Source organism: Sphingobium sp. CFD-2 (genome assembly GCF_024611135.1).
Classification (GTDB): Bacteria; Pseudomonadota; Alphaproteobacteria; order Sphingomonadales; family Sphingomonadaceae; genus Sphingobium; species Sphingobium fuliginis.
Genome location: NZ_CP084405.1, coordinates 392731 through 418220 on the forward strand (window position 1 = coordinate 392731; position 25490 = coordinate 418220).

The 25490-nt window shown below is 63.3% G+C and carries 27 protein-coding genes, 1 tRNA gene and 1 pseudogene; 14 read left to right on the forward strand and 15 right to left on the reverse strand.

Annotated features, from left to right (window positions below):
- Entirely contained in the window at positions 1-1479 is a 1479-nt protein-coding gene (locus LDB29_RS01835; RefSeq protein ID WP_257555857.1) for a M48 family metalloprotease, read from the forward strand.
- Positions 1480-1547: 68 nt separating this feature from the next.
- Here the strand turns inward: LDB29_RS01835 and LDB29_RS01840 are convergent, their stop codons facing one another.
- The gene (locus LDB29_RS01840; protein WP_020821044.1) at positions 1548-1709 is read right to left on the reverse strand and encodes a Flp family type IVb pilin; all 162 of its coding nucleotides are present in this window, start codon (positions 1707-1709) and stop codon (positions 1548-1550) included.
- 138 nt (positions 1710-1847) lie between these two features.
- On the reverse strand, positions 1848-2033 hold the full coding sequence (locus tag LDB29_RS01845; protein WP_007682781.1) for a Flp family type IVb pilin: 186 nt from the start codon (positions 2031-2033) through the stop codon (positions 1848-1850).
- A gap of 78 nt (positions 2034-2111) precedes the next feature.
- On the opposite strand from LDB29_RS01845, the gene LDB29_RS01850 reads away from it, so the two are divergent.
- Positions 2112-2519, forward strand: coding sequence for a (deoxy)nucleoside triphosphate pyrophosphohydrolase (locus tag LDB29_RS01850; protein ID WP_025547880.1), 408 nt, complete (start codon positions 2112-2114; stop codon positions 2517-2519).
- A gap of 117 nt (positions 2520-2636) precedes the next feature.
- Here the strand turns inward: LDB29_RS01850 and bfr are convergent, their stop codons facing one another.
- From bfr to LDB29_RS01865, 3 genes are all read right to left on the reverse strand, one after another.
- Entirely contained in the window at positions 2637-3116 is a 480-nt protein-coding gene (gene bfr, locus LDB29_RS01855) for a bacterioferritin (RefSeq protein ID WP_025547881.1), read from the reverse strand.
- Between the two features lie 150 nt (positions 3117-3266).
- Entirely contained in the window at positions 3267-3437 is a 171-nt protein-coding gene (locus LDB29_RS01860; protein WP_257555864.1) for a bacterioferritin-associated ferredoxin, read from the reverse strand.
- 53 nt (positions 3438-3490) lie between these two features.
- On the reverse strand, positions 3491-4735 hold the full coding sequence (locus tag LDB29_RS01865; RefSeq protein ID WP_025547884.1) for a DUF418 domain-containing protein: 1245 nt from the start codon (positions 4733-4735) through the stop codon (positions 3491-3493).
- A gap of 61 nt (positions 4736-4796) precedes the next feature.
- Between LDB29_RS01865 and LDB29_RS01870 the strand changes: the two genes are divergently transcribed.
- Positions 4797-5564: a methyltransferase domain-containing protein gene (locus tag LDB29_RS01870; RefSeq protein ID WP_025547886.1), complete on the forward strand. Its 768-nt coding sequence runs from the start codon at positions 4797-4799 to the stop codon at positions 5562-5564.
- A gap of 14 nt (positions 5565-5578) precedes the next feature.
- Here the strand turns inward: LDB29_RS01870 and LDB29_RS01875 are convergent, their stop codons facing one another.
- Together LDB29_RS01875 and LDB29_RS01880 are read right to left on the reverse strand one after the other, a co-directional pair.
- Complete coding sequence (locus LDB29_RS01875; protein WP_193666736.1) at positions 5579-6520, reverse strand: IS110 family transposase; 942 nt, start codon at positions 6518-6520, stop codon at positions 5579-5581.
- 241 nt (positions 6521-6761) lie between these two features.
- Positions 6762-7637, reverse strand: a complete 876-nt coding sequence (locus tag LDB29_RS01880) for a LysR family transcriptional regulator (protein ID WP_025549295.1) — start codon at positions 7635-7637, stop codon at positions 6762-6764.
- A gap of 86 nt (positions 7638-7723) precedes the next feature.
- On the opposite strand from LDB29_RS01880, the gene LDB29_RS01885 reads away from it, so the two are divergent.
- Positions 7724-8869 (forward strand): isovaleryl-CoA dehydrogenase, encoded by a 1146-nt coding sequence (locus LDB29_RS01885; protein WP_025549294.1) that lies wholly within the window; start codon positions 7724-7726, stop codon positions 8867-8869.
- A gap of 55 nt (positions 8870-8924) precedes the next feature.
- Here the strand turns inward: LDB29_RS01885 and LDB29_RS01890 are convergent, their stop codons facing one another.
- Complete coding sequence (locus LDB29_RS01890) at positions 8925-9263, reverse strand: DMT family protein (RefSeq protein WP_025549293.1); 339 nt, start codon at positions 9261-9263, stop codon at positions 8925-8927.
- Between the two features lie 45 nt (positions 9264-9308).
- On the opposite strand from LDB29_RS01890, the gene LDB29_RS01895 reads away from it, so the two are divergent.
- The 5 genes from LDB29_RS01895 to LDB29_RS01915 all read left to right on the forward strand — a co-directional run bounded on the left by LDB29_RS01895 (position 9309) and on the right by LDB29_RS01915 (position 14572).
- Positions 9309-10910, forward strand: a complete 1602-nt coding sequence (locus LDB29_RS01895; protein WP_025549292.1) for a carboxyl transferase domain-containing protein — start codon at positions 9309-9311, stop codon at positions 10908-10910.
- Positions 10911-10972: 62 nt separating this feature from the next.
- Positions 10973-11392, forward strand: a complete 420-nt coding sequence (locus LDB29_RS01900) for an endonuclease domain-containing protein (protein ID WP_193666737.1) — start codon at positions 10973-10975, stop codon at positions 11390-11392.
- Positions 11389-13287, forward strand: coding sequence for an acetyl/propionyl/methylcrotonyl-CoA carboxylase subunit alpha (locus tag LDB29_RS01905; RefSeq protein ID WP_025549289.1), 1899 nt, complete (start codon positions 11389-11391; stop codon positions 13285-13287). Before LDB29_RS01900 ends, LDB29_RS01905 begins: the two co-directional genes overlap by 4 nt.
- Positions 13287-13739, forward strand: coding sequence for a MaoC family dehydratase (locus LDB29_RS01910; protein ID WP_025549288.1), 453 nt, complete (start codon positions 13287-13289; stop codon positions 13737-13739). Before LDB29_RS01905 ends, LDB29_RS01910 begins: the two co-directional genes overlap by 1 nt.
- The gene (locus tag LDB29_RS01915) at positions 13736-14572 is read left to right on the forward strand and encodes a CoA ester lyase (RefSeq protein ID WP_025549287.1); all 837 of its coding nucleotides are present in this window, start codon (positions 13736-13738) and stop codon (positions 14570-14572) included. The genes LDB29_RS01910 and LDB29_RS01915 overlap by 4 nt, the downstream gene beginning before the upstream one ends.
- A gap of 37 nt (positions 14573-14609) precedes the next feature.
- Here LDB29_RS01915 and LDB29_RS01920 read toward each other — a convergent pair whose 3' ends face one another.
- Positions 14610-15557, reverse strand: coding sequence for a DUF2171 domain-containing protein (locus tag LDB29_RS01920; protein WP_025549286.1), 948 nt, complete (start codon positions 15555-15557; stop codon positions 14610-14612).
- Between the two features lie 230 nt (positions 15558-15787).
- Between LDB29_RS01920 and LDB29_RS01925 the strand changes: the two genes are divergently transcribed.
- A tRNA-Ala gene (locus LDB29_RS01925) sits at positions 15788-15863 on the forward strand.
- Positions 15864-16242: 379 nt separating this feature from the next.
- Here LDB29_RS01925 and LDB29_RS01930 read toward each other — a convergent pair.
- Positions 16243-16746, reverse strand: a complete 504-nt coding sequence (locus LDB29_RS01930) for a GNAT family N-acetyltransferase (RefSeq protein ID WP_257555870.1) — start codon at positions 16744-16746, stop codon at positions 16243-16245.
- 4 nt (positions 16747-16750) lie between these two features.
- Positions 16751-17041 carry a DUF1778 domain-containing protein gene (locus tag LDB29_RS01935; RefSeq protein WP_257555872.1) on the reverse strand — a complete coding sequence of 97 codons (291 nt, stop codon included), beginning with the start codon at positions 17039-17041 and terminating at the stop codon, positions 16751-16753.
- Between the two features lie 171 nt (positions 17042-17212).
- On the opposite strand from LDB29_RS01935, the gene LDB29_RS01940 reads away from it, so the two are divergent.
- The 4 genes from LDB29_RS01940 (at position 17213) to LDB29_RS01955 (ending at position 19198) form a co-directional block, all read left to right on the forward strand.
- On the forward strand, positions 17213-18031 hold the full coding sequence (locus LDB29_RS01940; RefSeq protein ID WP_257555876.1) for a hypothetical protein: 819 nt from the start codon (positions 17213-17215) through the stop codon (positions 18029-18031).
- Complete coding sequence (locus LDB29_RS01945; protein WP_257555878.1) at positions 18028-18216, forward strand: hypothetical protein; 189 nt, start codon at positions 18028-18030, stop codon at positions 18214-18216. Before LDB29_RS01940 ends, LDB29_RS01945 begins: the two co-directional genes overlap by 4 nt.
- The gene (locus tag LDB29_RS01950; RefSeq protein WP_257555880.1) at positions 18137-18616 is read left to right on the forward strand and encodes an RES family NAD+ phosphorylase; all 480 of its coding nucleotides are present in this window, start codon (positions 18137-18139) and stop codon (positions 18614-18616) included. The genes LDB29_RS01945 and LDB29_RS01950 overlap by 80 nt, the downstream gene beginning before the upstream one ends.
- Positions 18617-18757: 141 nt before the next feature.
- The gene (locus LDB29_RS01955) at positions 18758-19198 is read left to right on the forward strand and encodes a hypothetical protein (RefSeq protein WP_257555882.1); all 441 of its coding nucleotides are present in this window, start codon (positions 18758-18760) and stop codon (positions 19196-19198) included.
- Here LDB29_RS01955 and LDB29_RS01960 read toward each other — a convergent pair.
- The 4 genes and pseudogenes from LDB29_RS01960 to traF form a co-directional block, all read right to left on the reverse strand.
- Positions 19182-22916, reverse strand: a complete 3735-nt coding sequence (locus LDB29_RS01960) for a conjugal transfer protein TraG N-terminal domain-containing protein (RefSeq protein ID WP_257555883.1) — start codon at positions 22914-22916, stop codon at positions 19182-19184. The two genes, LDB29_RS01955 and LDB29_RS01960, sit on opposite strands and share 17 nt — an antisense overlap.
- A gap of 12 nt (positions 22917-22928) precedes the next feature.
- Positions 22929-24332, reverse strand: a complete 1404-nt coding sequence (locus LDB29_RS01965) for a conjugal transfer protein TraH (protein WP_257557078.1) — start codon at positions 24330-24332, stop codon at positions 22929-22931.
- A gap of 111 nt (positions 24333-24443) precedes the next feature.
- Entirely contained in the window at positions 24444-24905 is a 462-nt protein-coding gene (locus LDB29_RS01970; protein WP_373886295.1) for a hypothetical protein, read from the reverse strand.
- A gap of 122 nt (positions 24906-25027) precedes the next feature.
- Positions 25028-25468, reverse strand: a pseudogene (gene traF, locus LDB29_RS01975) (conjugal transfer protein TraF); the annotation flags it as partial.
- Positions 25469-25490: the final 22 nt, after the last annotated feature.

Below are 25490 nucleotides of genomic sequence, written 5' to 3' on the forward strand. Positions count from 1 at the left end.
GTGAAACGAACATCATCTCTGGCTCTCGCCGGGCTGGGCCTGATCGTCCTGGCAGCCGCGCCGTCCGCAGACGGCCAGCAGCGGGCGATTCGTACGGTTTCGTCGATCAGTCCGCAGGAAAAGGAAGCGGGCGCCAAGCAGCATCCCCAGCTTCTCAACGAATTTGGCGGCGCCTATGCCGGGCCGCAGGCGAAATATGTGGAGGGCGTGGGTCGACGCATCGCGGTCCAGTCCGGCCTGTCCAATGCCCAGGGGGATTTCACCGTCACCCTGCTCAATTCGCCGGTAAACAACGCCTTCGCCATTCCCGGCGGCTATGTCTATGTGACGCGCCAGCTCATGGCGCTGATGAACGACGAGGCGGAGCTGGCCGGCGTACTCGGTCATGAGATCGGCCATGTCGCGGCGCAGCATGGCCAGAGGCGGCAGCAGGCGGCGCAGCGCAACGCCATTGGCGGCACCCTGTTGCAGGTGCTGACGGGCGCTCTGCTGGGCGATTCGGCGCTCACCGGCATGTTGCAGAAGGGGATCGGACAAGGCAGCCAGTTGCTGACGCTCAAATTCTCGCGCAGCCAGGAATATGAGGCGGACGATCTGGGTATCCGCTATCTTGCGTCGGGCGGTTACGATCCCAAGGCCCTGTCATCCATGCTGGCCTCGCTCGCGGCGCAGAGCAGCCTGGATGCCCGGGTCGCCGGCAGCTCCCGTTCGGTGCCGGAATGGGCAAGCACCCATCCCGACCCCGCCTCGCGCGTTGGCCGCGCGTCACGCAATGCAGCCGGCAGCGGCTCGACCAGCACGGTCCGCAACCGGGACGCGTTCCTGAACGCCCTCAACGGCGTTCTCTATGGCGACGATCCGAAACAGGGCGTGATCGAGGGCAGCCGCTTCCGCCATCCCGATTTGCGGGTCAGCTTCACCGCGCCATCGGGCTTCGGCATGGAAAATGGCGCGAGCGCCGTCAGCGTCGTGGGGTCGGGCGGCCAGGCGCAGTTCAGCGCCGCTCCCTATTCGGGCGATCTGTCCGCCTATATCGACTCAGTGTTCGCGAAGCTGGGCGGCGGCAATGGCGGCGTTCGGGCCGGAGAGGTGCGGCGCACCACCGTCAACGGCCTGCCCGCAGCCTGGCGCACCGTTCGCGCCAGCACCCAGTCCAGCCAGGTGGATGCGACGGTTTTCGCTTATGATTTCGGCGGCGGGAAAGCCTATCATTTCCTGCTGCTGACGGCGGCGGGGCAGGGGATCGGTCCCTTTTCCACCATGGTGCAGTCGGTACAACGTCTTTCGGCCCAGGACGCGGCGGCGATCAAGCCTCGCCGGGTCGATGTCGTGACTGTAAAGGCTGGCGACACCGTCCAGTCCCTGGCCAGGCGCATGGCCTATACGGATTATCCGCTGGACCGGTTCCTGACGATCAACGCCCTGACGGCGAATAGCGTGCTGCGTCCCGGGCAGCGGGTCAAGATCGTGACCTGGTGAAGCTGGGTGCAATGAAAAGGGCGACGGAATTGCTTCCGTCGCCCTTTTTTCGTCAATGTGGTTCGAGCTTACTTCAGGTTGCCCGAAACATTGTTGAAGGTGTTGCCGAGCTTGCCGCCCAGGCTGGTCATGGCGCCGATGGCGGCGACGGCGATGAGCGCGGCGATCAGGCCATATTCAATGGCGGTCGCACCCTTTTCATTCTTCATCATCTTGCGGATGAACTGCATTGGAAGTCTCCTTGCGTCAAATTTCACGTTTAACTACCCGGCCGCCCCCCGCTTGGAATGAAGGTCAGCTTGGGACGGTGTAGAGAGTGCGGGTTGATAAAGATTTAATGGAGCGCAGCAGGTGTCAGACATAAATGGTTAATGCGCTAGGACTTCCGTCGCGACATTGTTCCACATGCCGATGGTCTTGTTGGCGACGTTGGACAGGGCACTGACTATGGCCAGGCAGATGAGGGCGAGGATCAACCCATATTCCACCGCCGTCGCTCCGCGCTGGCAGTAGATCAGCTTCCAGAAGCTGAAATTTTTGAATAATGCCCGCATGCCGCACCCCATTTACACACAGCCCCGGATGCCCTTGTAAAAGGGGCAGAGTTAACAAACCCCTCAAGCGGAACCATTATGACGATAATTTCTCCTCTGCTGGTGGTCGCCGCCGCCCTGGTCGACGCGGATGGCCGCGTGCTGTTGCAGCAGCGGCCGCCAGGCAAGCCGATGGCGCATCTCTGGGAGTTTCCCGGTGGCAAGGTCGAGCCGGGGGAAGCGCCTGAAACCGCGCTGATCCGGGAACTGGAGGAGGAATTGGGCATTCGCACCCATGCGAGCTGCCTGGCGCCCGCGACCTTCGCGAGCGAGCCGCTGGGCGACCGCCATCTGCTGCTGCTGCTCTATGTCTGCCGCAAGTGGCAAGGAATAGCGGAAGCGCGTCATGCGACCGCGCTGCAATGGGTCAGGCCGGCGCAAATGTATGCGCTGGAGATGCCGCCGGCCGACCTGCCGCTGATCGGTTTGCTCGATTCGCTGATTTAAATGGGCTGAATGACGCCTGCTCCCGTCTTCGCATGAGCACAATGTCATTCCCACCGCTGATCCGAAGCGTCAGTGGCGGGGCAGGCATGCCGGATAGGCCCGCCCGCCCGTGATCCCTTATTCTTCCGCAGCCTTGCTCTGCAGCTGGATATAGTTCTGGATGCCCATGCGCTCGATCATCTCGAACTGGGTTTCCAGCGTGTCGACATGCTCTTCCTCGCTTTCGAGGATATGCTGGAACAGGTCCCGGCTCACATAGTCACGGATCGATTCGCAATAGGCGATGGCGTCCTTCAGCACCGGCAGGGCTTCATATTCCAACTCGAGGTCGGCTTTCAGGATTTCTTCCACCGTTTCCCCAATCTTCAGCCGGCCGAGCAACTGGAAGTTGGGCAGGCCGTCAAGGAACAGAATGCGCTCCGCCAGCTTGTCCGCATGCTTCATCTCATCGATGGATTCTTCATATTCGAACTTGGCCAGCTTCTCGATGCCCCAATGATTCAGCATGCGATAGTGGAGGAAATATTGATTGATCGCGGTCAACTCGTTCTTGAGCACCTCGTTCAGATATTCGATAACCTTGGCGTCGCCCTTCATGGCGTTCTTCTCCGGCTGTAGGGGAAAGTGCCGGGATCATAAGCGTTCGGCTTGCGTTTGTTAATCCGCAAAGCCGCGGAAATCCGCCATTTTCTGCTACGCTATTGCGTCAGGTTCGCGTCAATCCGATGCGCTTGCTTCGCAATGGCTTCAAATGGAGGCGCGCTCCGCCGCGATGATCGTGCGGGCGAAGGGCACGCACTGGCCGCATTTCGGCCGCCGGCCAAGGCGCGCATAGGCGCTGCAAGTGGTTGCGCAACCTTCACGGGCGACCTCTTTCAGGTCCTTTTCACGGATGGCATTGCAGACACAGACAACCATGCAAATCTCCTGAGGGGGAGATAGCGCAGATGATAATAGGTCGCAATAGGAATTCAGGCGCTGTTGCGAATCTTTTGCGTTTGGCCGCGGGCAAGGCTGCGCCACAGCCACTCCGCCGGGCCAAGGGCGAATCGGCGTTGCCAGAGGGGTGACCAGATCAGCATCGTCGCCCATGCCGCGATCACGAACAGCGGCAGCCTATGGTGCGGAACCTGGCCGAACAGTCCCAGTCCCCAGCCATAGAAGATCCCGCACATGATGAGGCTGCTGCCCAGATAGTTGCTGAGCGCCAGTCGGCCGACGGCCGCGATGCGCCCGGTCAACGATGCGGCAGGGTGGCGTGTGAACAGCCACAGGACCAGGGCCGCCCACCCGACAGCAAGCGGGATGCGGAAGGGGAAGGACCAGGCCAATACCGATCCCAATGCCGTGAGCGGAGCGAACCGGCTGGAAACGATCCACGCCGCCAGCGCCGCCATCGGAATCAGCCCGATCAGGAAGCAGTGCCGCGCCGTCCGCCAATATTGCTCCGCCTCCCAACGGCCGGTGAGGAAACCGCCCTTCAACATCGCCATGCCCAGCAGCATGAACCCCAGCGTATCGAATGCGACGAATGGCAGGGTCGTGAGCCACTGTCCGCCGAACAGGGCGACATGATGGAGGAGGACGCCGCCATAGCCGCCGCGATAGACCCTATATTCGCTGCTGATGGCCGCGTGGTCCGGATCGGAAAGCGAAGCGACGAAATCGGCGAAACCCGCACTGACATGGCCGGGAGCATCGGGTGCGGCGGCGGCATGGCCCCAGGCATAGAGCGTGCCGATGAAGCCTGCACAGATCAGGAAATGCGCCAGGAAGAAGAAAAAGGCCCATTTGACGAGCGCCAGCGGCTCCCTGCGCGCGAATGGCAGCGCCGCCAGCCCGACCAGCGCATAGATCATCAATATGTCGCCCCACCACAGCAGCAGGTAATGGGCAAGGCCGAAGACGAACAGCCAGCCGGCCCGGATCATCTGCGCCCGCCGTCCGTCGCGTCCGGCCATTTCCTCCCGGTCGATCAGCAGCAGCATCGACGCGCCGAACAGCATGGAGAACAGCGCCCGCATCTTGCCGTCCACCAACAGGAAGCTGACGGTCCAGAAGGCGATGTCTCCTGTCGACAGCGGCCCCGCCGCCGCGGGGTTGAAATAGGCCTGTTCGGGCAGGGCGAAGGCCGCGATGTTCATCCAGAGGATTCCCATGACCGCGCAGCCGCGCAGAACGTCCATGGCGGGAATCCGGGCGGAAAGGGCGGTCATCGGTCGGCGCGGTCCTTGAAAGACTGGAAAAGAGAGTGCGGCTCTGTCAATGCGACTAGCCATGAACGGCCACCGCAAGCAACGAATAAGCGACGCTTTCGGCGCGGCTGCGGGGCATTATGACGATCATGCCGGGCCGCAGCGGCTGGCCGCCGCGCTGGTGGCCGATCTTGCGCAGCGGCAGAGGCCCGGCGGGGTCGGCCGGATATTGGAGATCGGCTGCGGCACGGGCTTTCTGACACGCGACATCCAGGCGCGCTGGCCGGGCGCCGAACTGGTGGTGACGGATCTGTCGCCGGACATGCTGGCCCGCGCCGCCACGGGCGGACTGGTTGCGGGCACTTTCCTGGCGATGGATGGGGAAGCGCCGATCTTCGAGGGCGAATGGTTCGACCTCATTCTTTCCAGCCTGGCCTTTCAATGGTTCGACGATCTGGAAAGCGCGATCGCACGGTTGGCGGGATTGCTGCGCCCGGGGGGCAGCCTGCTTTTCTCGACCATGGGGCAGGGCAGCTTCGCCCGCTGGCGTTCGGCGCATCAGGCCGCCGGATTGAGGCCGGGCATTCCCGACTATCCTTCGCTGCCCGCATTGCGGTCCATGCTGGCGCCCTATGAGGACGCCTTCGCCTTCGATGAGGAATATGCCCTGCCATGCGGCGGCGCAAAGGGTTTGATCGCCCATCTCAAGGGCATCGGCGCCGTGGTGCCGAGCGAGGGGAGAAAGCCGCTTCCTCCCCGCGACCTGCGCCGCGTCATGGCGGCCTTCGAAGAGGACGGCGGCGATGACGTCTATCAGATATTGTTCGGCCGGGTGACGCGCGCCGGTTAGAGTATCCGTGATGATCAAGCTGGAGATTGCGTCCAGCATCGATCGGCTTTGAGCATGGCGTTCGCGGTGACGACGAGCTTTCGCATGACGGCGGTGATGGCGATCTTGGCGGGCTTGCCGGCAGTAACGAGCTGCTGATATTTTGCCTTGAGATCGGGATTGTACCGGGCGGCGACGAGGGCCGGCATATAGAGAGCCTGCCGCACGTTGGCGCGTCCGCCGCGGATGAAGCTCTTGCCTTTCCATTGTCCGGACTGTCGAGCGACGGGGGCGAGACCGGCGAGGGATGCGGCCTGCTTGTTCTCGAGGCTGCCGAGTTCGGGCATGGTGGCGATGAGCTGGTTGGCGGTCAGCGTTCCGACGCCGGCGATGCTGGTGAGGATCTCATGCCGGCGGGCGAGCGCGGCATCGGCGGCGATCAGGTTGGTGATCTCGGTATCGAGCGCCTCGATATGCCGTTCGATCTGCTCGAGCCGCTGCCGGCACTGGCGCTTGAGGAAGGCGATGGTGAGGTTCTTCTCGCGATTCTTGAGCGCGGTGCGATCGCGCACGAGGCCGTCTCGGGCATTGATGAGCTCCGCTATCTGCGCCTGCTGTGCGCTTCGAGCGGGTCTGACCGGCGGCTGCAAGGTGGCCGCCATACGGGCCAGCAACATGGCATCGATGCGATCGGTCTTGGCCAGAATGCCAGTCGCCTGGGCGAAGCGCCGGGCGCGCTCCGGGTTGAGCTTCACGCAGGGCCAGTCGGCCAGAGCCGCCTCCAGCGCCCGATGATAGGTGCCCGTTGCCTCATAGGCGATCCGCTCGACCGGCCATTGTCGCAGCCAGGCGATCAGTGCCTTGTGGCCCTTGGCCGTGTTGGTGAACTGGCGCTCGACGCCGATGGGGTGAGCATAGCAATCGAGGCTCGCTTTGGAGATGTCGATGCCGATCGTCTGTGGTAGATTGTCGCTCATCTTTTCCGCTGTCCCATGCTTGTCATCCGGGTCCAAAACCCCGGTATCCGTTCGGGCCGACACGAAAAGAAAGGGGCGATCCTACTCTAACCCGGTCCCACAACGACCGGCGCTTTCACGATCCGTCCCCTTCCGCCCGGGCCGGGGTGGCCACCCCGGCCCGGGCAATCCAGCATGACCCAAACGGACCGCAATGTCATAAGACAAGCGTTTTTCCAAGCAGATGGAATCATCTGCTGCCCTAGATACGGAGGCCTTCCGCCCCCAAGGACGCCTCCAGCGCCCTGAGCATCGGCGCTTCCCGCAGCCCCGCCGCTCGCGCGCCATAGAGAAGTCCGACATTCCTCCGCTCACCGAAATCCTTGAGCGCGACCCGCGCCATGCCCGGCCAGCGGTAGCTTTCGGGCATGACCGTTATGCCCAGCCCCGCCGCGACCATCTGCATCACGCGCTCGTCATTGGTCGAGCGCAAGGCGAAATGCGGGCGGACGCCGCGATCGACGAAATAGCGGCTGGTGGCGGAGAGCGCCTCGCAATGGCGGCGCACGATCATCGTTTCGGAGGCGAGTTCTTCGGCAGCCACCACGGCTCTCCCGGCCAGCGGATGGCCGGCGGCCATGGCGATGCCATAGCCTTCCTCTATAACCGATTGCGTCAGGAAGCGGTCCGCGCCCGGCCTGATCAGGGTGAGCGCCACGTCGATCCGCTCCGCGTCCAGGCGCCCCAGCAATTCCCGCTCGCTGCCGGGGATGATCTCGATCCTGCCTTCCTTGGCCATGGCGCGGTCCGCAACGGCGCGGGCGACCAGCTCGCCTGCTATGCTCAGCAGCACGCCGATGCGCAGCACCGGGGCCTGCTCCGCCTTTGCCCCCGCCAGTTCCGCCAGGTTGAATTCGCGCTCGATCCGCCGGGCATGGGTCAGCAGGCGGGCTCCGGCTTCGGTCAGTTCGACCCGCTGGTTGCTGCGCAGGAAAAGCGGAGCGCCCACCGTCTGTTCCAGCTTGGAGATGCCCACGGACAAAGTCGGCTGCGACACCAGGCAGTGCGCGGCCGCGCGGGAGAAATTGCCATGGTCCACAACAGCCAGGAAATAGCGGAGCAAATAGCGTTCGATCATAGACAGAAACTATACACTATCCTGCGCCGTTTCAATTTTTCTTGGCGGTTGTTGAACGATAGGATGCGCGGCAAGGAGAGCTTGCCATGACTGATTTCGACTTCGCGCTGGGTGAAAATGCGGAGATGATCCGCGAGACGACCGCCCGTTTCGCCGCCGACCGCATCGCGCCTCTGGCCGCGGAAATCGACGCCAGGGATTGGTTCCCGCGCGACCTGTGGCCGGAAATGGGCGCGCTGGGCCTGCACGGCGTCACCGTGGAGGAAGCCGATGGCGGCCTTGGCCTCGGCTATCTGGAGCATGTGGTTGCACAGGAGGAAGTGGCGCGGGCTTCCGCCTCCATAGGCCTCAGCTATGGCGCGCACTCCAATCTCTGCGTCAACCAGATCCGCCGCTGGGCCACGCCGGAGCAGAAGGCGCGCTATCTGCCCAAGCTGATCTCCGGCGAGCATGTCGGATCGCTCGCCATGTCGGAGGCGGGAGCAGGGTCGGACGTCGTCTCGATGAAGCTGCGCGCGGAGAAGCGCGGCGACCGCTATGTCCTCAACGGCACCAAATTCTGGATCACCAACGCCACTTATGCCGACACGCTTGTCGTCTATGCCAAGACCGGCGAAGGGTCGCGCGGCATCACCGCCTTCCTGATCGAGAAGGATTTCAAGGGCTTCTCCATCGGGCAGAAGATCGACAAGGTGGGCATGCGCGGATCGCCCACCGCTGAACTGGTCTTCGACGATTGCGAAGTGCCGGAGGAAAACATCATGGGCCCGCTCAACGGCGGCGTCGGCGTGCTGATGTCGGGCCTCGACTATGAGCGGGCGGTGCTGTCGGGCATCCAGCTCGGCATCATGCAGGCCTGTCTCGACGTGGTGCTGCCCTATGTGCGGGAGCGCAAGCAGTTCGGCCAGCCCATCGGCGCGTTCCAGCTCATGCAGGCCAAGGTCGCGGACATGTATGTCGCGCTCAATTCGGCGCGGGCCTATGTCTATGCCGTGGCGCAGGCCTGCGACCGGGGCAGGACAACCCGCTTCGACGCGGCGGGCGCGATCCTGCTGGCCAGCGAGAATGCGATGAAGGTGTCGCTGGAGGCGGTGCAGGCGCTGGGCGGCGCGGGCTATACGAAGGATTGGCCGGTCGAGCGCTACATGCGCGACGCCAAGCTGCTGGACATCGGCGCGGGAACGAACGAAATCCGCCGCATGCTGATCGGCCGCGAACTGATCGGCGTGTGAATGTGCCCCTGCCGTCCGAACTGGGCTCCTGCCTCCGCAAGAGCGGGCAACTCTCTCATGACCGCCCCACGAACAGGAAGCCCACCGCCGCCATGATGCAGAGGAAAGCGGCCAGATGGCGCCAGTGCAGCGGCTCGCCCAGCACCGTCACCATGAATCCGCCGAAGATCAGCAGCGCAATGGCCTCCTGCGCGATCTTGAGCTGGCCCGCGCTCCACCCATGGGCAAAGCCGATGCGGTTGGCGGGCACGGCGAAGCAATATTCGACGAAGGCGATGCCCCAACTGATCAGGATGACCGCGAAAAGGGGCTTATTCATCCCGCCTTTCAGGTGCCAATACCAGGCGGTGGTCATGAACAGGTTGGATATGGTGAGGAGCAGGATGGTAGGCATGGATGACCCCGGATATGCAACCGCAGGGCAGCGGAGCGCAAGAGCATGAGTGCGCCTGTTCTCGACACGAAGCTCTCGGCGGAGAGTGATGCTTTCCGCGCCAACGCGGCGCATAACCGGGCGCTGCGCGACGAATTGCACGCGAAGGTCGCGCAGGCCGCGCTCGGCGGCAGCGAAGCGGCGCGGGCCAAGCATGTGGCGCGCGGCAAGCTGCTGCCCCGCGACCGAGTGGAGCGGCTGCTCGATCCGGGCAGTCCGTTTCTGGAGATCGGCCAGCTCACCGCCAATGACATGTATCATGGCGAGGTGCCCGGTGCGGGCATTATCGCAGGGATCGGCCGGGTGTCGGGACGGCAGGTGATGATCGCCTGCAACGACGCCACGGTTAAGGGCGGCACCTATTATCCGCTGACCGTGAAGAAGCATCTCCGCGCGCAGGAGATCGCAATGGAGAATCGGCTCCCCTGCGTCTATCTGGTCGACAGCGGCGGCGCGAACCTGCCCAATCAGGCTGAGGTCTTTCCCGACCGCGAGCATTTCGGGCGCATCTTCTACAATCAGGCGCAGATGTCGGCGCGGGGCATCCCGCAGATCGCCTGCGTCATGGGAAGCTGCACGGCGGGCGGCGCCTATGTGCCCGCCATGTCGGACGAGACGGTGATCGTGCGCAACCAGGGCACGATCTTCCTCGCCGGGCCGCCGCTGGTGCAGGCCGCGACGGGCGAGGTCATTTCCGCCGAAGACCTGGGCGGCGCGGAAGTGCATGGCCGCCGCTCCGGCGTGGTCGATCATGTCGCGGAGAATGACGAGCATGCGCTGACCATCGTGCGGGACATCGTTTCGACGCTGCAACCGGCGCCGGAAATCGACCTCAACCTGCGCGAGCCGAAAGCGCCGAAATATGACCCGGCGGAACTGTACGGCATCATCCCCCAGGACGTCCGCGCCCCCTATGACGTGCGCGAAGTGATCGCCCGCATCGTCGACGGCAGCGAATTTCACGAGTTCAAATCGCTCTACGGCACCACGCTCGTCTGCGGTTTCGCCCATATCTGGGGCATGCCGGTCGCGATCCTCGCGAACAATGGCGTGCTGTTCAGCGAGAGCGCGCAGAAGGGCGCGCATTTCATCGAACTGGCCTGTCAGCGGCGCATTCCGCTGCTGTTCCTTCAGAATATCTCCGGCTTCATGGTCGGCGGCAAATATGAGGCGGAGGGGATCGCCAAGCATGGCGCGAAGCTGGTGACCGCGGTCGCGACCGCCAGCGTGCCCAAGATCACCGTGCTGATCGGCGGCAGCTTCGGCGCGGGCAATTACGGCATGTGCGGCCGGGCCTACAGTCCTCGCTTCCTCTTCACCTGGCCCAACAGCCGCATCTCCGTGATGGGCGGCGAGCAGGCGGCGAGCGTGCTGGCGACCGTCCACCGCGACGCCGCCAGATGGACGCCGGAAGAAGCCGAAGCCTTCAAGGCCCCGATCCGCCAGAAATATGAGGATGAGGGCAACCCCTATCACGCCACGGCGCGTCTGTGGGACGATGGCGTGATCGACCCCGCCCAGACCCGCGACGTGCTGGGCCTGGCCTTCGCCGCCACGCTCAACGCCCCGGTCGAGGAGGCGCCCCGCTTCGGGGTGTTCCGCATGTGAGGGGAGGGGACGAAGTACCTCCCCGGAACGGGGAGGGGGACCAGCCAAAGGCTGGTGGAGGGGTGTTCTCGGCAACGACTGAAGCCATCCGCACGGCACGCAAGGAACGCCGCAGCGGCAATCTGCCGGAAGTCATTTTATGGCGTGCATTGAAGATGCGGCCGGGCGGTTTCAAATTCCGCCGCCAGTATCCTATCAATCGTTACAGCTTGGATTTCGCCTGTCTGTCGGCGCGATTAGTCATCGAGGTGGATGGGGAAATCCATTCACGCGGAGATCAGCCGGGGCTGGATCAGAATAGAGACGCTCATCTGGAACGGCTGGGCTTTCACACCCTCCGCATTCCCGCCCGCGATGTCCTCCAGAATCCGGACAATGTCGTCAAGGCGATCACAGCCGCCTGTGTTGCGCGCCAGCCCCTCCACCAGCCTGCGGCCGGTCCCCCTCCCCATATTGGGGAGGTATTTGGGAGTCTCTCATGATCCAATCCCTGCTCATAGCCAATCGCGGCGAGATCGCCTGCCGCATCATCCGCACCGCCCGGCGTCTCGGCATCCGCACCGTTGCGGTTTATTCCGACGCCGATGCGAAAGCGCTCCACGTCCGCGAAGCCGATGAAGCCGTGCATATCGGTCCATCCCCGGCGCGCGAATCCTATCTGATCGGTGACCGCATCATTGCCGCCGCCCAGGCGACTGGGGCCGAAGCGATCCACCCCGGCTACGGCTTCCTCTCGGAAAACGCCGCCTTCGCGCAGGCCGTCATCGACGCAGGCCTCATCTGGGTCGGTCCCAATCCCTCCAGCATCACCGCCATGGGCCTGAAGGACGCCGCCAAGACGCTGATGGCCGACGCGGGCGTGCCCGTCACCCCCGGCCATCTGGGCGAGGACCAGAGCGCAGAGCGCCTGCAAGCCGAAGCCGACGCCATCGGCTATCCCGTGCTTATCAAGGCGGTCGCGGGCGGCGGCGGCAAGGGCATGCGGCGCGTCGAAGCCGCGGCGGATTTTGCCGACGCGCTGCTTTCCTGCCAGCGGGAGGCGGCGTCCTCCTTCGGCAACGACCAGGTGCTGATCGAGAAATATATCCTCTCGCCCCGCCATATCGAAGTGCAGGTGTTCGGGGACAGCCACGGCCAGGTCGTGCACCTGTTCGAACGCGACTGCTCGCTCCAGCGCCGCCACCAGAAGGTGATCGAGGAAGCCCCCGCACCCGGCATGGACGCGGCCACCCGCGAAGCCATTTGCGGCGCGGCGGTGCGGGCAGCGCAGGCGGTGGACTATGTCGGCGCGGGCACGATCGAGTTCATCGCCGACGCCAGCGAAGGCCTGCGCGCCGACCGCATCTGGTTCATGGAGATGAACACGCGCCTCCAGGTCGAGCATCCCGTGACGGAAGAGATCACCGGCGTCGATCTGGTCGAATGGCAACTCCGCGTGGCGAGCGGCGAACCGCTGCCGAAAAAGCAGGAGGAGCTGTCGATCAACGGCCACGCCATCGAGGCGCGGCTCTATGCCGAAGATCCTGCCAAAGGCTTCCTGCCCAGCCCCGGCAAGATCGACCGGCTGCTGTTCGACAACCGCGCCCGCGTGGAAACGGGCGTGGAGGAAGGCGATACCGTCAGTTCCTTCTACGACCCGATGATCGCCAAGGTCATCTGCCATGGCGAGGATCGGGAGGAAGCGCGGGGCGGCCTGATCCGCTGGCTCGACAGCAGTTTTGTCGGGCCGCTGCACACCAACAAGCCGTTTTTGCACGCTTGCCTTTCCATGGCCGATTTTGCCGAGGGTCGCCTCGACACCGGCCTGATCGAGCGGCAGGGAGAGGCGCTGACAAGGATCGATGGCCCCTCGGACCGAGTCCTTGCGGCGGCGGGTGAGCGATTCCGCAGCGACTGGCTCGCCCGGAGCGATTGGGACGATCGGTCCTTTCGCGACGGCTTGTTCGGTTTCCGCCTCAACGGACAGTCGAAGACGAAGGTCGACCTGTTCGTGGACAGCCGCCATGTCGTAGTGGAAGCGCAATCGGACGACCTGCGCACCGGTCTCTGCTCCGACATGGAGCGCGACGGCACGATCATCGTCACCGAAGCCGGGCAAAGCTGGTTCTTCAGCCAGACCCCGCCCGTCAAGGCAGGCGGCGCCGCCGCATCCGACGGCGCGATCCTCTCCCCCATGCCGGGCCGCATCATCGCCGTCGCCGTGGCGCAGGGCGACAAGGTCGCCAAGGGCCAGAAGCTGGTCACGCTGGAGGCGATGAAGATGGAGCATAGCCTGACGGCGCCCTTCGACGGCGTAGTGGCGGAACTGGACGCGTCCGAAGGCGGCCAGGTCAGCGAAGGCGCGCTGCTGGTGCTGGTTGAGCGGGAGGAGGGCTGATGGCGGGCCGCTATTATGACGAATGGCGGATTGGCGACCGGATGACCCATGACATCCGCCGCACGGTGACGGAAACCGACAATCTCCTCTTCTCGACCATGACCCACAACCCCCAGCCGCTGCATCTGGACGCTGAGGCCGCGAAAGCCTCGGAGTTCGGCCATATCCTCGTCAACGGCACCTTCACCTTCGCGCTGATGGTGGGGCTGTCGGTGGGCGACACGACGCTGGGCACGCTGGTCGCCAATCTGGGCTATGACAAGCTCGTCATGCCCAAGCCCGTCTTCATCGGTGACACGATGCGGGCGGACAGCGAAGTGACGGACCTCAAGGAAAGCCGTTCCCGCCCCGAAGCGGGGATCGTGACATTCACCCATCGGCTCTATAACCAGCGGGACGAAATCGTCTGCCAATGCCTGCGCATGGCGCTGCTGAAGAAGAGGCCCGCATGAAGCTCCGTTCGCTGCTTTTCGTACCCGCCGACCGCCCCGAACGCTTCGCCAAGGCGGCGGCCAGCGGCGCCGACGCCATCATCCTGGACCTGGAGGATTCGGTCGCCCCGGAACGCAAGGCCCTTGGGCGGGAAGCGATTGCGGAATGGCTGGCCTCGCCCCGCGACTGCGTGGCCTTCGTCCGGGTGAACCCGCTGGACGGCGATCACACCCGCGCCGATCTGGCCGCCGTGCTGCCCGCTGCGCCGGACGGGATCATGCTGCCCAAGGCGGAAGGCGCCCCCAGCATTCAGGCGCTGATCGCCCTGGCGGACGGCGCGAATGTGCCGCCGATCCTGCCCATCGCGACCGAAACGCCCACTGCCATCTTCGAACTGGGCACGTTCCGGCAGGTTCGCGAAAAGCTCGCTGGCCTGACCTGGGGGGCGGAGGATCTGCCCGCCTCGGTGGGCGCGTCGACCTCCCGCGAGGAGGACGGCCGCTACACCGCGCCCTTCGAACTGGCGCGCAGCCTCACGCTGTTCGCCGCCCATGCAGCAGGCGTGCCAGCCATCGACACGGTCTTCCCCCGGATTGAGGCGATGGACGATCTCAAGGCCTATGTAGGAAGGGCGCGTCGCGATGGCTTCACCGGCATGATGGCGATCCATCCGGTACAGGTCGCCGCCATCAATGATGGCTTTACCCCCAGCGAGACCGAAATCGCCCGGGCGAGGGCGGTGATCGAGGCCTTCGCCGCTAATCCGGGTGCAGGGGTGCTGAAACTGGACGGCAAGATGATCGACCGTCCGCATCTGGTCCAGGCGCAGCGGGTGCTGGCCGCCGCCGAATGAAGAAGGGGCCCGGCCCGCGGCCGGGCCCTCCCATTTTTTACCGGTAACGGCCCTTTTCGGAGGTCGAGCCGCTTGCGCCGCTGAACCTGTCGCTCGCATCGTCGTCCTGCGATCCGAACAGGGCCTGCTGCTCCCGCTCGGTGCGCCATGCGGTCTGCGCCTGTTCCGCCGTCTTTTCCAGCGTCACCTTCTGCGCGTCCACCGACCTGATCCAGGATGACGGGATCGAATGATGCACGCCGCCGGATTCCTGATCGCTCTTGGTCAGGATGATGCGGTCGCCGCGCAGCTTGTCGACCGTGCCGACATGCTCGCCGTCGCTGCCGACGACTTCCATATGCTCGCGGACCTGCTGGACCGCCTGGCGCTGCTCGCCGCGGCGGTTCCGCCAACTGCCGAACTCATTGTTGAAGCGTTCGCGATTCTCCCGCTGATATTCGGCATAGTCGCGGTCCAGCTCGTCGATCCGTTGCTGACGCCAGGCATAGTAATTGGCGTCGTGATGCTCGCCATAATCATGGTTGGGGCCATAGGCGCGCACCCGATAGCCATGATCCTCGCTGCCGAAGCCGCTGCGTTCGCCGGCAAAGGGCGCATAGCCGCGATTGGGCAGGTAACGCGCCGAATTGGAGGCAGAGGCATAGCCGATCCGGCTGCTCTGGTCCCGCGGATCGCCATAGGGCCGGTTGTAATAATCGTCATATTCGCGGCGACGCTCCGCCTCTTCGTCACCGAACCAGCTCCGGATTTCGTCGCCCGCGCGGTCGAAGAAGCCCCGTTCTTCCGGATCATAATCTTCGGGCGGGCGCCGGTTGCCCGATCCGCCATATCCCGATCCCGATCCGCCGAACTGGCCGCGCGTGCCATATCGATAGCTGCGGTCGTCCCGCCAGTCGCGCCGCGCACGGTAACGGTCGGAATCGCGGTCCCAGTCCGTCCAGTTACGATCGCCGTCACCATAGCGACGTCCGCCTTGGTAACCCATTGTCCGTCTCCTTGTCTGCTTTTTGCACGACGTCCTTTCGGAAGCGTCGTCACCGCACCAATGAGCATGCGGCCGCATCGTTCCGGGCGTTACGCAGGAGTAATGTTCCGCCTTGGCCCCGACAGAGCGGCTGCGCTGCGCGGTTCCGGGCCTGTTCGCGGCCGTCGCATTTTGCGCAAAAAGACCGTTGCATGGGCGCAATCGCTCGCTTATAGGCAGCGCTCCTTTACGGGGCCGTAGCTCAGCTGGGAGAGCGCGTCGTTCGCAATGACGAGGTCAGGGGTTCGATCCCCCTCGGCTCCACCATTTCCCTTTGATTTCATTGGGAAATTTTGGTGGAATTCAGCTTCCACCTAATTTTCCACCTAATTTCCGTCAGTTGAAATTTCTGACGTTCAGGGATTTCTGTGACATTCCTGTAACACGCGAAACTCATATCCATGTGCTTTCGTGGTGAAGACCGTGGGTCACCCGTCGGTGATTCTTGCTCAGTGTGGTAATGAACCAGCCGGCTTCAGGTATTCCTTCCGATGTCAGTGTTCCCTCTTTCGTGAATTGGTGCGACGAGGGGATCATTTCAGAACAATAGATTAAATCCGTCGTGTTTGTTCCATCTCTGTGGATTGCTCCGCGAATGTGCCATCAACATGAACGGAGTTGATATATGCTTCGGGATCGAATGCGATCATGGTCCGGCGTTCAACAGCAGACGCACATCCTTCAAGAGTAGGAAGAGGTGCATCGGATCGCTCGGCGATTCGATGAAATCGAAATGCTGGTAGAAGGAACGTGCGTCATCATCCTTGGCGTGGACAGCGAAGGCGCGAAGGCCAGCAATATCAGCGGCCGCAAGCGTGCGGATCATGGCATCCTTGAGAAGGCCAGAGCCGATGCCTTTTCCGATCCAATCCGACGATACCGCCAACCTTGCCAGGATCATCAAGGGGACCGGGTGGCGCGCCATTCCCTTGCGAAGCCGTTCCGGTGCGTCGTCAAAGGTGACGTCGCCAAACACCAACGTGTAGTATCCAACGACCACCTCATTCGCGAGGGCGAGATAGGTTTGTGAACTGCCCGAGAGCTGCGCCTGCCAGGCGAAACGCACGAGAAATCGATTGAGGGGTTCCTTGCCGCAATCAAAGGAATCGACCCGATGATCGCGGCCCAACTTGTCAATGTGAAGCGTCATGATGTTATGAAGACGGCCCTTGCTCGAACACGCTTTGTGTTTCGAACAGGCGCTTCAGTCGCGGCAACGGACGGGATGGAGTGTCGAGCGCATCAAGAAAGGCTTGCCAGCGCTCCGCGCCTAGTCCGAAATGCTGCCTGTCAGGCAAGGCTTCCTGCGCACGGGACAGTGCGCTCTCAAGGACGAACTCGCTCACCGAGCGATGCGTGGCCTTGGCGGCGGCATGGAGCGTGCGCTTGGCTTCTGCGGTCAGGCGCAGGTCCAGCTTTTCAGATCGAATGGTTGTCGCTGCCATGATTCATACCTCCAATGGTAACCGCCATAGCATAGCGCCGATGCGTTGTCACGACATTGTCTGGCATTGACGGTGCGTCATGGGCAGGGGGCAACCGACCATAACCACGATGCCCAATCCGATACCTGAGATCTGCCAACGCCAGTATGTATTGATGGAACCAGTTCACGAATGATGGAACACCGACATCCGATATGTAACCCACGGAGCGCCGGTTGGACAAATCGGACATTCTGGACAAATCGGATGATCGTCGCTATATCCGGTTTGGAAGGAGCGATGAACATGGCGATCCAGCTGCACAGTGCCGATGCCCGCGCCGGTGTTCGCCGGCTGGTGGCGAGCGAGGTCAGCGAAGTGCTTTCCCGCCAGCCCGGCCTTGCCAAGACTGCTGCCGCCAATACCGCGCAGATCGTTGCCGCCGTGGCGGCCGCGATCGTCGCATTGCCGCCCGCACAGCAGAAGCGGTTGAAAGCTAAGAGCAACGATGTCGCCGACATGATCGCGGCTTTCGCGCGCGACGCTGCCCCCGCAGCGAAAATCGAGATTGCCGAGCCCGCTGAGATCGAACCACGCAAGGGTGCCGGCTTTGGTGAATTGATCGATATCGAGGAAGGACGCCGCCGGCTGTCCGCCTATGCGACGCAAATTCCCCTTGAGGAATGGGCCGGGCCAGTTGCCGGATCGAGCGCGCTCCAGGATCGTGGCATTGCCCGCTCGACGCTCCATGAATGGCGGAAGCGCGGACAGGTCGTGGCGCTCCTCACAGGCGCGCGCAAGCACGCCTTCCCGCTTGAGCAGTTCGTTGATGGCCGACCCGCCGAGGGCATTGCCGATATACTCAAGGTGGTTGGCAATCCGCGCCGCGCCTGGCTGTGGCTGGTCCAGCAAAGCCCTCTGCTCGGTAACAAGCGGCCGGTCGACCTGCTTAAGCAGGATCGCCGCGATGAGGTCGTGGAAGCGGCGCGGACGGTCTTCGAATATCCGTGAGCTTCGATGCCGCAATATTGCGGGAGCTGGCCGTCGGCATCGACGTAACCGGCTATCTGCGCATCATCGAGGCGCGTCATCGCGCCACGCCGATCGGCATGGGCCATGGGAAGTCCCGCTTCTCCAGCCCGACCGACAGCTTCACCGTCCTCTACCGCGCAGGACCTCCCCACCGCGCTTGCTGAAAAGGTCATCCGCGATCGATTTCAAGGGAAGACGAAGCGCGTGTTACTCGAGGCGGATATTGATGCGTTGGTGATAGCCAGCTTGGTCGCGATCAAACCGCTCAAGCTGCTCGATTTTCGCACCGCCGGCGCGAGCCGCCTCGGTGTGCCAACCGACGCAGTACGCGGACGGGCGCAGCAGGCCGGGCGCAAGTTCAGCCAGCAACTCTACGACACGACCGATTTTGACGGAATCGTCTATATGTCCCGCATCACCAACGCCGAATGCGTCGCCATCTATGATCGTGCGGTTGCCAAACTCGAGCCGGCTTGTTCAGTTTTGGATCTGGTACGGATTGCAGGGCTTGTCCCGGCGCTCAACTCCCTGAACGTGTCGGCCGTGGCCACGAGGGCCATTTGATGTCTTATCCCGATCCCGAAACCTGGCGTGAGAAGGGAAGGGGTTTGTCATCGGCGCGGCTGATTGAGAAGTGGATTTGGTGGAGAATCGCATTTCCTTGATGCAGCTGAGTTGATAAGCTGTTGATCAGGAAAGAAGATCATGCCTGATGTGGATCATATGTATGAGGCGCAGGGCGGCGGCGATGCTCCCAACATCGGCGACTTCGTCTGGCGCCCGCGCTATGCCAAGCTCTGGTGGGCGGCCGTCCCGATCTATTGGTTGGGAATGGCGGGGAGCTTGCGCTTTTCATTTTTGGCCCAATTCTACGATTCAGCGCTTGCCGGATTCCTGACGGTCTTTTTCTTCCCGCCGCTCGTGTCGCTGATCCTTGGCTTCGGCTTTTTACGGAAATGGCTTGAGGCCATTCCTCAGAGCGGTGAGCAATCGCAGGCCTTCGACGACTCATGTTTCATGTCAGACCGTTTTGGTCCTTCGGGCATGCCATGCGAATTCGATCCGCTCGATGCGCGTTCTGGTGCGCTATGGGTCGGTAATACCCTCAATCCGTTGAACGCAGGTTATATCAATCGCGCGTCTTGAACGAAGGATCGCCATCCGTCGGACCTTTGTCGAGGTCGTTGGTAAAGCCGCCGCTTTTGAGGATCGAAGCCTGCTCGATTGAATTCAGGGGAGCAGTTACGTCGGCAGTTCCACGCCTGCTATCTGCGTCTCCGAGATAGCGATTGCGGAGACCTTGTTCGCCGAGAATCTCGGTCGAAAGATGATCAGCAAACCCCTCTGCTGGATTCATTGATCTCGACGCTGCCCTCTCGGCATTCGCTATTGCTTGGCGCACATCGTAGTTCACCACGTTAAGTTGAGAGTTCGCCGTCTCGCTCGTGATACTGCTCTCCTGCGATGAAGCACCTATCGAGCCTCCACTTCGGCCAGAGATTGCGCGCCCCAGTTTAGCAGTTGTCCCATCGCTTGAGCCGCTCATAGCTCCGCCACCGATCTCGCCTTTTACCGCAATACCGAAGGCCGTTTGGTCCTGGGCGGATCGCGAGATGTTTCGCTCCCAGCCAGTCTGGGCCATGACCGCCTGGACGTCCCGTTGCAGGGTATCTGCGACCTGCGGTTTCAATCGCCAGTTGCCCTTGCGATCCATTTCGAACCCGCCCCGCAGCCAGTTCGCCATGGCCGCACGGCCTTCCGCTCCGCCGCCCATGAAATGCTCGATCGTGTCGGGGCCTGCTTGTTTGCCGGCCTCAAACCGCGTGCTGGTGTCGTTCCGTGCGGATTTCTCGAAGCCCGCGCTGCTGGAGACGAGGAGATCGTTTTGGGCAAGGCTGAAGCGGGCATGCCCGCCATTGGCAACGGCGCCAAGCTGGCTCTCGTTCAGGAGGCCCACCTGCCACATCTGGGCGGCGGTCGCCGGGGTCAGATTGAGGCTGAAGTCACCATTCTGGTCCATGGCGATCTGGCGCTTGCTCATTTCGATTCCGTTCGCACGGAGGAGGGACTGCATCCGGGTGAGGCGCTCCTTGTCCACGATGCTAGTCAGGCGGGCGTTGCGCGCGCGATCGGCGATCCCTTCTGCACCTCCCTCGGCCATATCGACCTGATTCCCCGACGTGTCGCTCAGTGTCCGAATGAAACTGTCGAGGCGCGCGGCCTCGCGCGTCGACACGCCGGCAGCCGTTGCGCCCTCCGCGAATCCGAAATTCTCCGACTGGCGCCGTTGCTCACCGATCCGAGCAGCGCTGCGCGTTCCGTCATGACCGACCTCACGCTGGGCATCGAGCCTGCCGGACCGTTCCGCAAAATCATAGCCGGCCGCCTCTCTTGTGCGGCCATAAACGCTGGTGCCTTCGCGTGCCGCCTCGGCGGTGGCGCCGTCGGCAGTTCCAACATCAGTGGACGCCCTGTACGTTTCCAGCGCCCGAGCAACCTGGGCCTCATTGCGACCCGTTGCGCGGGAGAGTTGAGTGATGGCGGAGGACCGCGCTTCGCCGGAGAGGGCGTTGATGAAGGAGATGCGGCGGCTCATTTCATCGACAGGAAGTCCGAGCATGGCAGCCGCCTGGCGCTGCCCCTCATTCCCGCCGGTACGATGGGCCTGCTCGGTCGCGACATTGCCTCGCTCAATCGATGCCACCCGGTTGCCCGCATAGTCGCGGCGGCCCTCCATCGCGCCGACCTGGACCTGCGCCGACGTCAGGTCATTGCGCAGCATTTGTTCCTGCTCAAAGCTGTTGGCGATGAGCTTCGCGAAGGTCGGATCGGCGCTGGCCTCTGCGATTACGCCGCTGGCCTTGAGTTCAGCGTCCTGAGCCGAATAGCCGGCCCGTTCGAAATGGCGAGTCGCCCCCTGCATCATCATGCCGTAGGCGCGGGTGTCGCCGAAGGCCCGCCACTGGACGAGATTTTGGGTGAAGCCGGCAAATGCCTTTTCGCCCGCTTCCCCGGCACCGAAATAGCCGGTGCCAAGCTTTCTCAAGGCATCCTTCTCGGCGAAATTGTGGATTGCGCCGGTCGCCGCTGCGGCTCGCACGGCGCTCGCCGTGGCAGGATCGCTGAGATCCCGGCCTGTAAGCGCGGGTGCGAGGCCGCCCAGTTCGCGTGCCGCGTCAATGCCGCCAAGGGCCATGGCGGCACCGCCCGGGCTGCCGTCGCCATGCGCGGCTCCGATGGCGCCAGCCGCGCCAAAGGCGCGATTGGCGCCGAAGGTCGAGCGTTCACCAAAGTCGCCGAACCCAGAGGCTGCTGCGCGACGAGCTCCAGTGCCCATGGCGGAGGCCTGCGCTTCCAGGGCTGAGGCATAGCCTTCGGAGGTTGATACATTGGCTGCCGCCGCCGATCCTTGCGCCTGCGCGCCCAGCGAACCGCTGGTGAAGGCCGAGAAGACATTACCCGAGAAGCGGAATACGGTGAAGACGAAGGCGCCCGCGAGCCCGGCGGCGGCGGTGCGGAAGCTGCCGAAAATGGCGAGGGCCTTCATCGCCGAGGAAGGGGCAAGCATCCATGCGTTCGCCGCCAGATGGTTTGACCGCATCTCCGCAAGCGCCGCCATCGCCCGGCCAAGGGTCAGCTGATAGATGCCCGCGTCGATCACGCCCCAAAGCGCCACGAACACGAACAAGCCCAGCGCAAAGCTCGCGACCCTGAGGTTGATGGGCGTCAGGATGAACAGAAGCGCGATCGGCATCATGAAGAGCATGATCCCGAAGACGGTCGCTCTTATGGTGGGGAACCATTCATTCGCCGTGGACATGGTGGCGAGGCCGCTCGAGATCATCGCCCGATTGGCCATGACCCTGGAGGCGGTTGCCGGGCTGTCCTCGAACAGCACGTCGCCCACGCTGTTGCCGAGGAGGACATTGGTGAGGAATGCCTGGGCGGTGAGCGGCGTTCCCAGCATCATGTCGCCCATCTCGGCAAGGTTCGACCGGCAGCGGGCAAGCTGGTCCGTCTTGTCGATGTCGTAGCCCGTCCGCTGGCAGACCTGGGTGGAATAGCTTTCGAACAGGGAGGCATCGGACAGGCGTTCGGAGATATGCTGCCAGGCTTCGTCGCAGCTGACCGTGGTGCCGCCCTTGTCGGATGCGGTGAAGACGGTGCTGAAGGTCGCAGGACCGGCCATCGCGGCGAAAGCGGCGGGAAGATCAGTGCTGGTCCGGAAGAGCTGATCGTCATCGATCCCATAAGCGGGCGATACGCGGGCAACCGGATAGCATTGGCGGACGTAATCCTTGATCGTCGCATCGAGAAAGGCGTCCGTCATCGGACCACGCGGGGAGACGGCATTGAGGAAGAGGTCGAAGGCATGCCCCCCGGCTCCGAACTCAAGCTTGGCATGGGGATCGAGCGTATTGTCGTCGATCGTCTCGGCAAGCGCACGCTCCATCATATTGGTGACGCCGGCCACAAGCACGATGAGATTGGGAACGTCGCCGACCGGCTGATAGGCGTTGCGGACACGGTCATAGACATGGACCGTCCCGGTCGTCGCTACGAGGCCGACAAAGAGGCCGATCGCCACCAGCATCTGAAGGCCGAAGGCGACAAGACCCATCCCAGTGCCACGGATCATGGCGAGCACTGACCCCAGCGCGAGGCCGACGACGGCTATAATCACCACCAACGTCTCGTAGCGCGGATCGGCGAAGATCATCGAGACAAGACGGAAAGCGTCCACCGTCTCTGCAAAGCCGTCATAGGTGTGAAAGCTCGCCTCCATCGCCAGCGCGGGTGAGGTGGAGAGCAGCGCCGGGAGGATGGCGGCGAGGAGGGAGGCTGGGCGGAGGGCTTTGCGCATGGGGACCTTGCGTCAGCGGTTGCGGTTGGCGGCAGCGCCCGCGGCATCGCGCGCATCCTTGTCGCGCTGGCGGATGAGACCGGCATAGCTGGTCGAGAGGTTCGTCTGGGACAGGGCCGCCAGATAGGACTGACGCATCTGGGCACGCTGGCGCAGCACCTCTTCGCGCAGGTCGCGGAGTTGCTCCATCCCCTTGGTGAGAATCCGCGTCTGACAGATATTGTTGTTGCTGCTATCGGCCGCGCCGGCAGCTGTTGTGCCGCGCTCGGCATTGGAGAGCGCGAAATCGATGCTGCGCGTCAAATCATTCAGCATCTGATAGGCAAGGGTGAGGGCCACCAGCTCGTCGGTGTCGCCGATCACCGAGTCCACGACATCCTGTCGCACGCCCCATTCGAGCATGCGATAGACGGGCAAGGTTCGGACATTGGCGACGAACTGCCGTTCCTCGGCCGTCAGCGCGGCCCGGGTTCTGATCTTCTCCGCGATCCCGGTCATCCGCTCGCGTGTCAGGGTGAGCGCACCCTTTCCGCCATCCTGGGTGCAATCGGCGCTGGTTGCGGGCACATTGAGCGCGCGGCGCATCACCCGGCCGCTCAGGAAATCGTCGGAGGACTCGCTGTCCTGAGCGGCGCAGGCGGGGATCGCCGAAAAGAGCGGCACCTTGTCGTTGTTGTCCCAGCGCATGTAGACGTCGCCTACGCGCGCGCGCATCACGCCCGCCCAGTCCGACGCGCCGACTCGGGCCGCGGCATGAGCGAGGAGGGAACCTGTCTTGAAGATGTCGGTGACGTCGGCCGGGCAATTGGCGAGCGCGTCCTTCAGATCCTCGGTCGGATTATTGCCGTTCGACTGGATCTTCTCACGGCTCTGCTGATAGCTTTTGGAGAGGCCCGCTTTCACCGACTTGTAGCCGGTCATCTCCTCGATGATGCCCGACATATTGTCATCGCCCTTGGCGATCTGCACCATGCGATTGGCGAGCCGACAGTCGTTCACCTGGATGCTGTTGAGATAATTGGTGGCCGCCTCCATCTTTGAAATGATATTTCCCATCTTCTCGTCCAGCGTCTCGAGGAGATATTGGAAAGCGACCGCCGGCGCGGCCTGAAGAATGCTTTCGAGCTTTTCGACGAGATAATCGGGATCGAGGAAGGACATGCCGCCAAGGAACATGTCGATGCCGCCACAGCCCGCCTTCACCTTGGGGAGGGTGAGGCTCATCAGATAGTCATTATGGACGTCAACTCGCCCCGACATGCCGCCCGCCGTCACATAGCCGCGCGTCTGGTCCTCGAAGCTGCCGGGACTCGTATAGGTGACATTGTCGAACCAATGCTCGGCCCAGCTTTGCGCACAGGCCGAGAACGGCATCATGGCGCAACTCGTGGCGATGAGGGCGGCGATCAGTCGCATGCTGAGGCCATCAGCCTTCAGGCGGGTGATGATGAAGTTCGGGACCATGGAGGACTCCAGGGGAGGGCTTGGACGTCGTGGATGCGATTTCGCGGAACGGCCCGCCATCGCTCAGCCTCCCCGTCGATCATGGGAGGGTCGGGATGCGGCCGCGCTGACGATGCCTGTGAATTTCGCCATGGCGCGCACGCCGACGGCTGGCCTGACGCCGGTCTGCATCTTGACGCCAAGATAGAGATTGCGCGCGAGATTGGCTTCAAGGTCCGTGCCGATCGCGATGGGAATGAGCCGATCGGGATCGCCGGCGGGCCGGAGCCAGGCGACCGGGTGACCAATCCAGGGGAGGCCGAGTCGTCCGGACCGAACCATCGCTTCTTCCTCGCCGATGGTGCGGACCGAAAATCCGAAGCGGGTCCTCATCCTCCCGAGCTTGCCCCACAGGTCGCCGCAAGGGAGGCAGCCGGGCACGCTGCTCATTTCGATGATAAAGGCCGATCCCTGACCGCGCAGCGTCGCATCGAAATCGGGCGGATAGTCCGCCGTCTTTGGAACCCGGCCGAGCCATTGGCGCATCGCGGCCTCATTTCCGACAGGGTGGATCGCCGCGCGCGCTGCATCCATGCGATCAGGGGCGGCTGCGGCAATTGGGGAGGACCCGACCGCCAGGGCGACGCTGCTCAGGAGTGTCCAGCCTCTCACGGTTGCCGACCGCTGGGCTGCGTCGCTGGATCGCTTGCCGCGACCGGGCCGTTGGCGAGTGCATCGAAAAAGCCGTCTTCCTCACCGGCGCCGGTCAGGAATTGCTCGGGTCGGATATCGCCCGAGAGCAGCTTGACGGCCTGATAGGCAGTCTGGATGAGGTTGGGATAAGCCTCGACGCCATTGGCGATCACCATGCGCTGGCTCGACCCCCGGCGGATGATCATGGTGGTCGGCGTTACCTCAACACCGAACCGGTTCTTGAGATCAGGGCGGCGGTCGAGATCCATCTGGCTCACCTGCCAGCCCATCTCGTCCTGGAAGCGCTGGATGAGCGGCCACTGGACGCGGCAGTAGCCGCAGCTGGCCCGTGAGAACATGACAAGTGCGAATTCATTGCCCTTCGAACGAAGATAGGAGCGCCGCGTGGCATCTTTCGTAGGCATTCGGTGAAGGCCG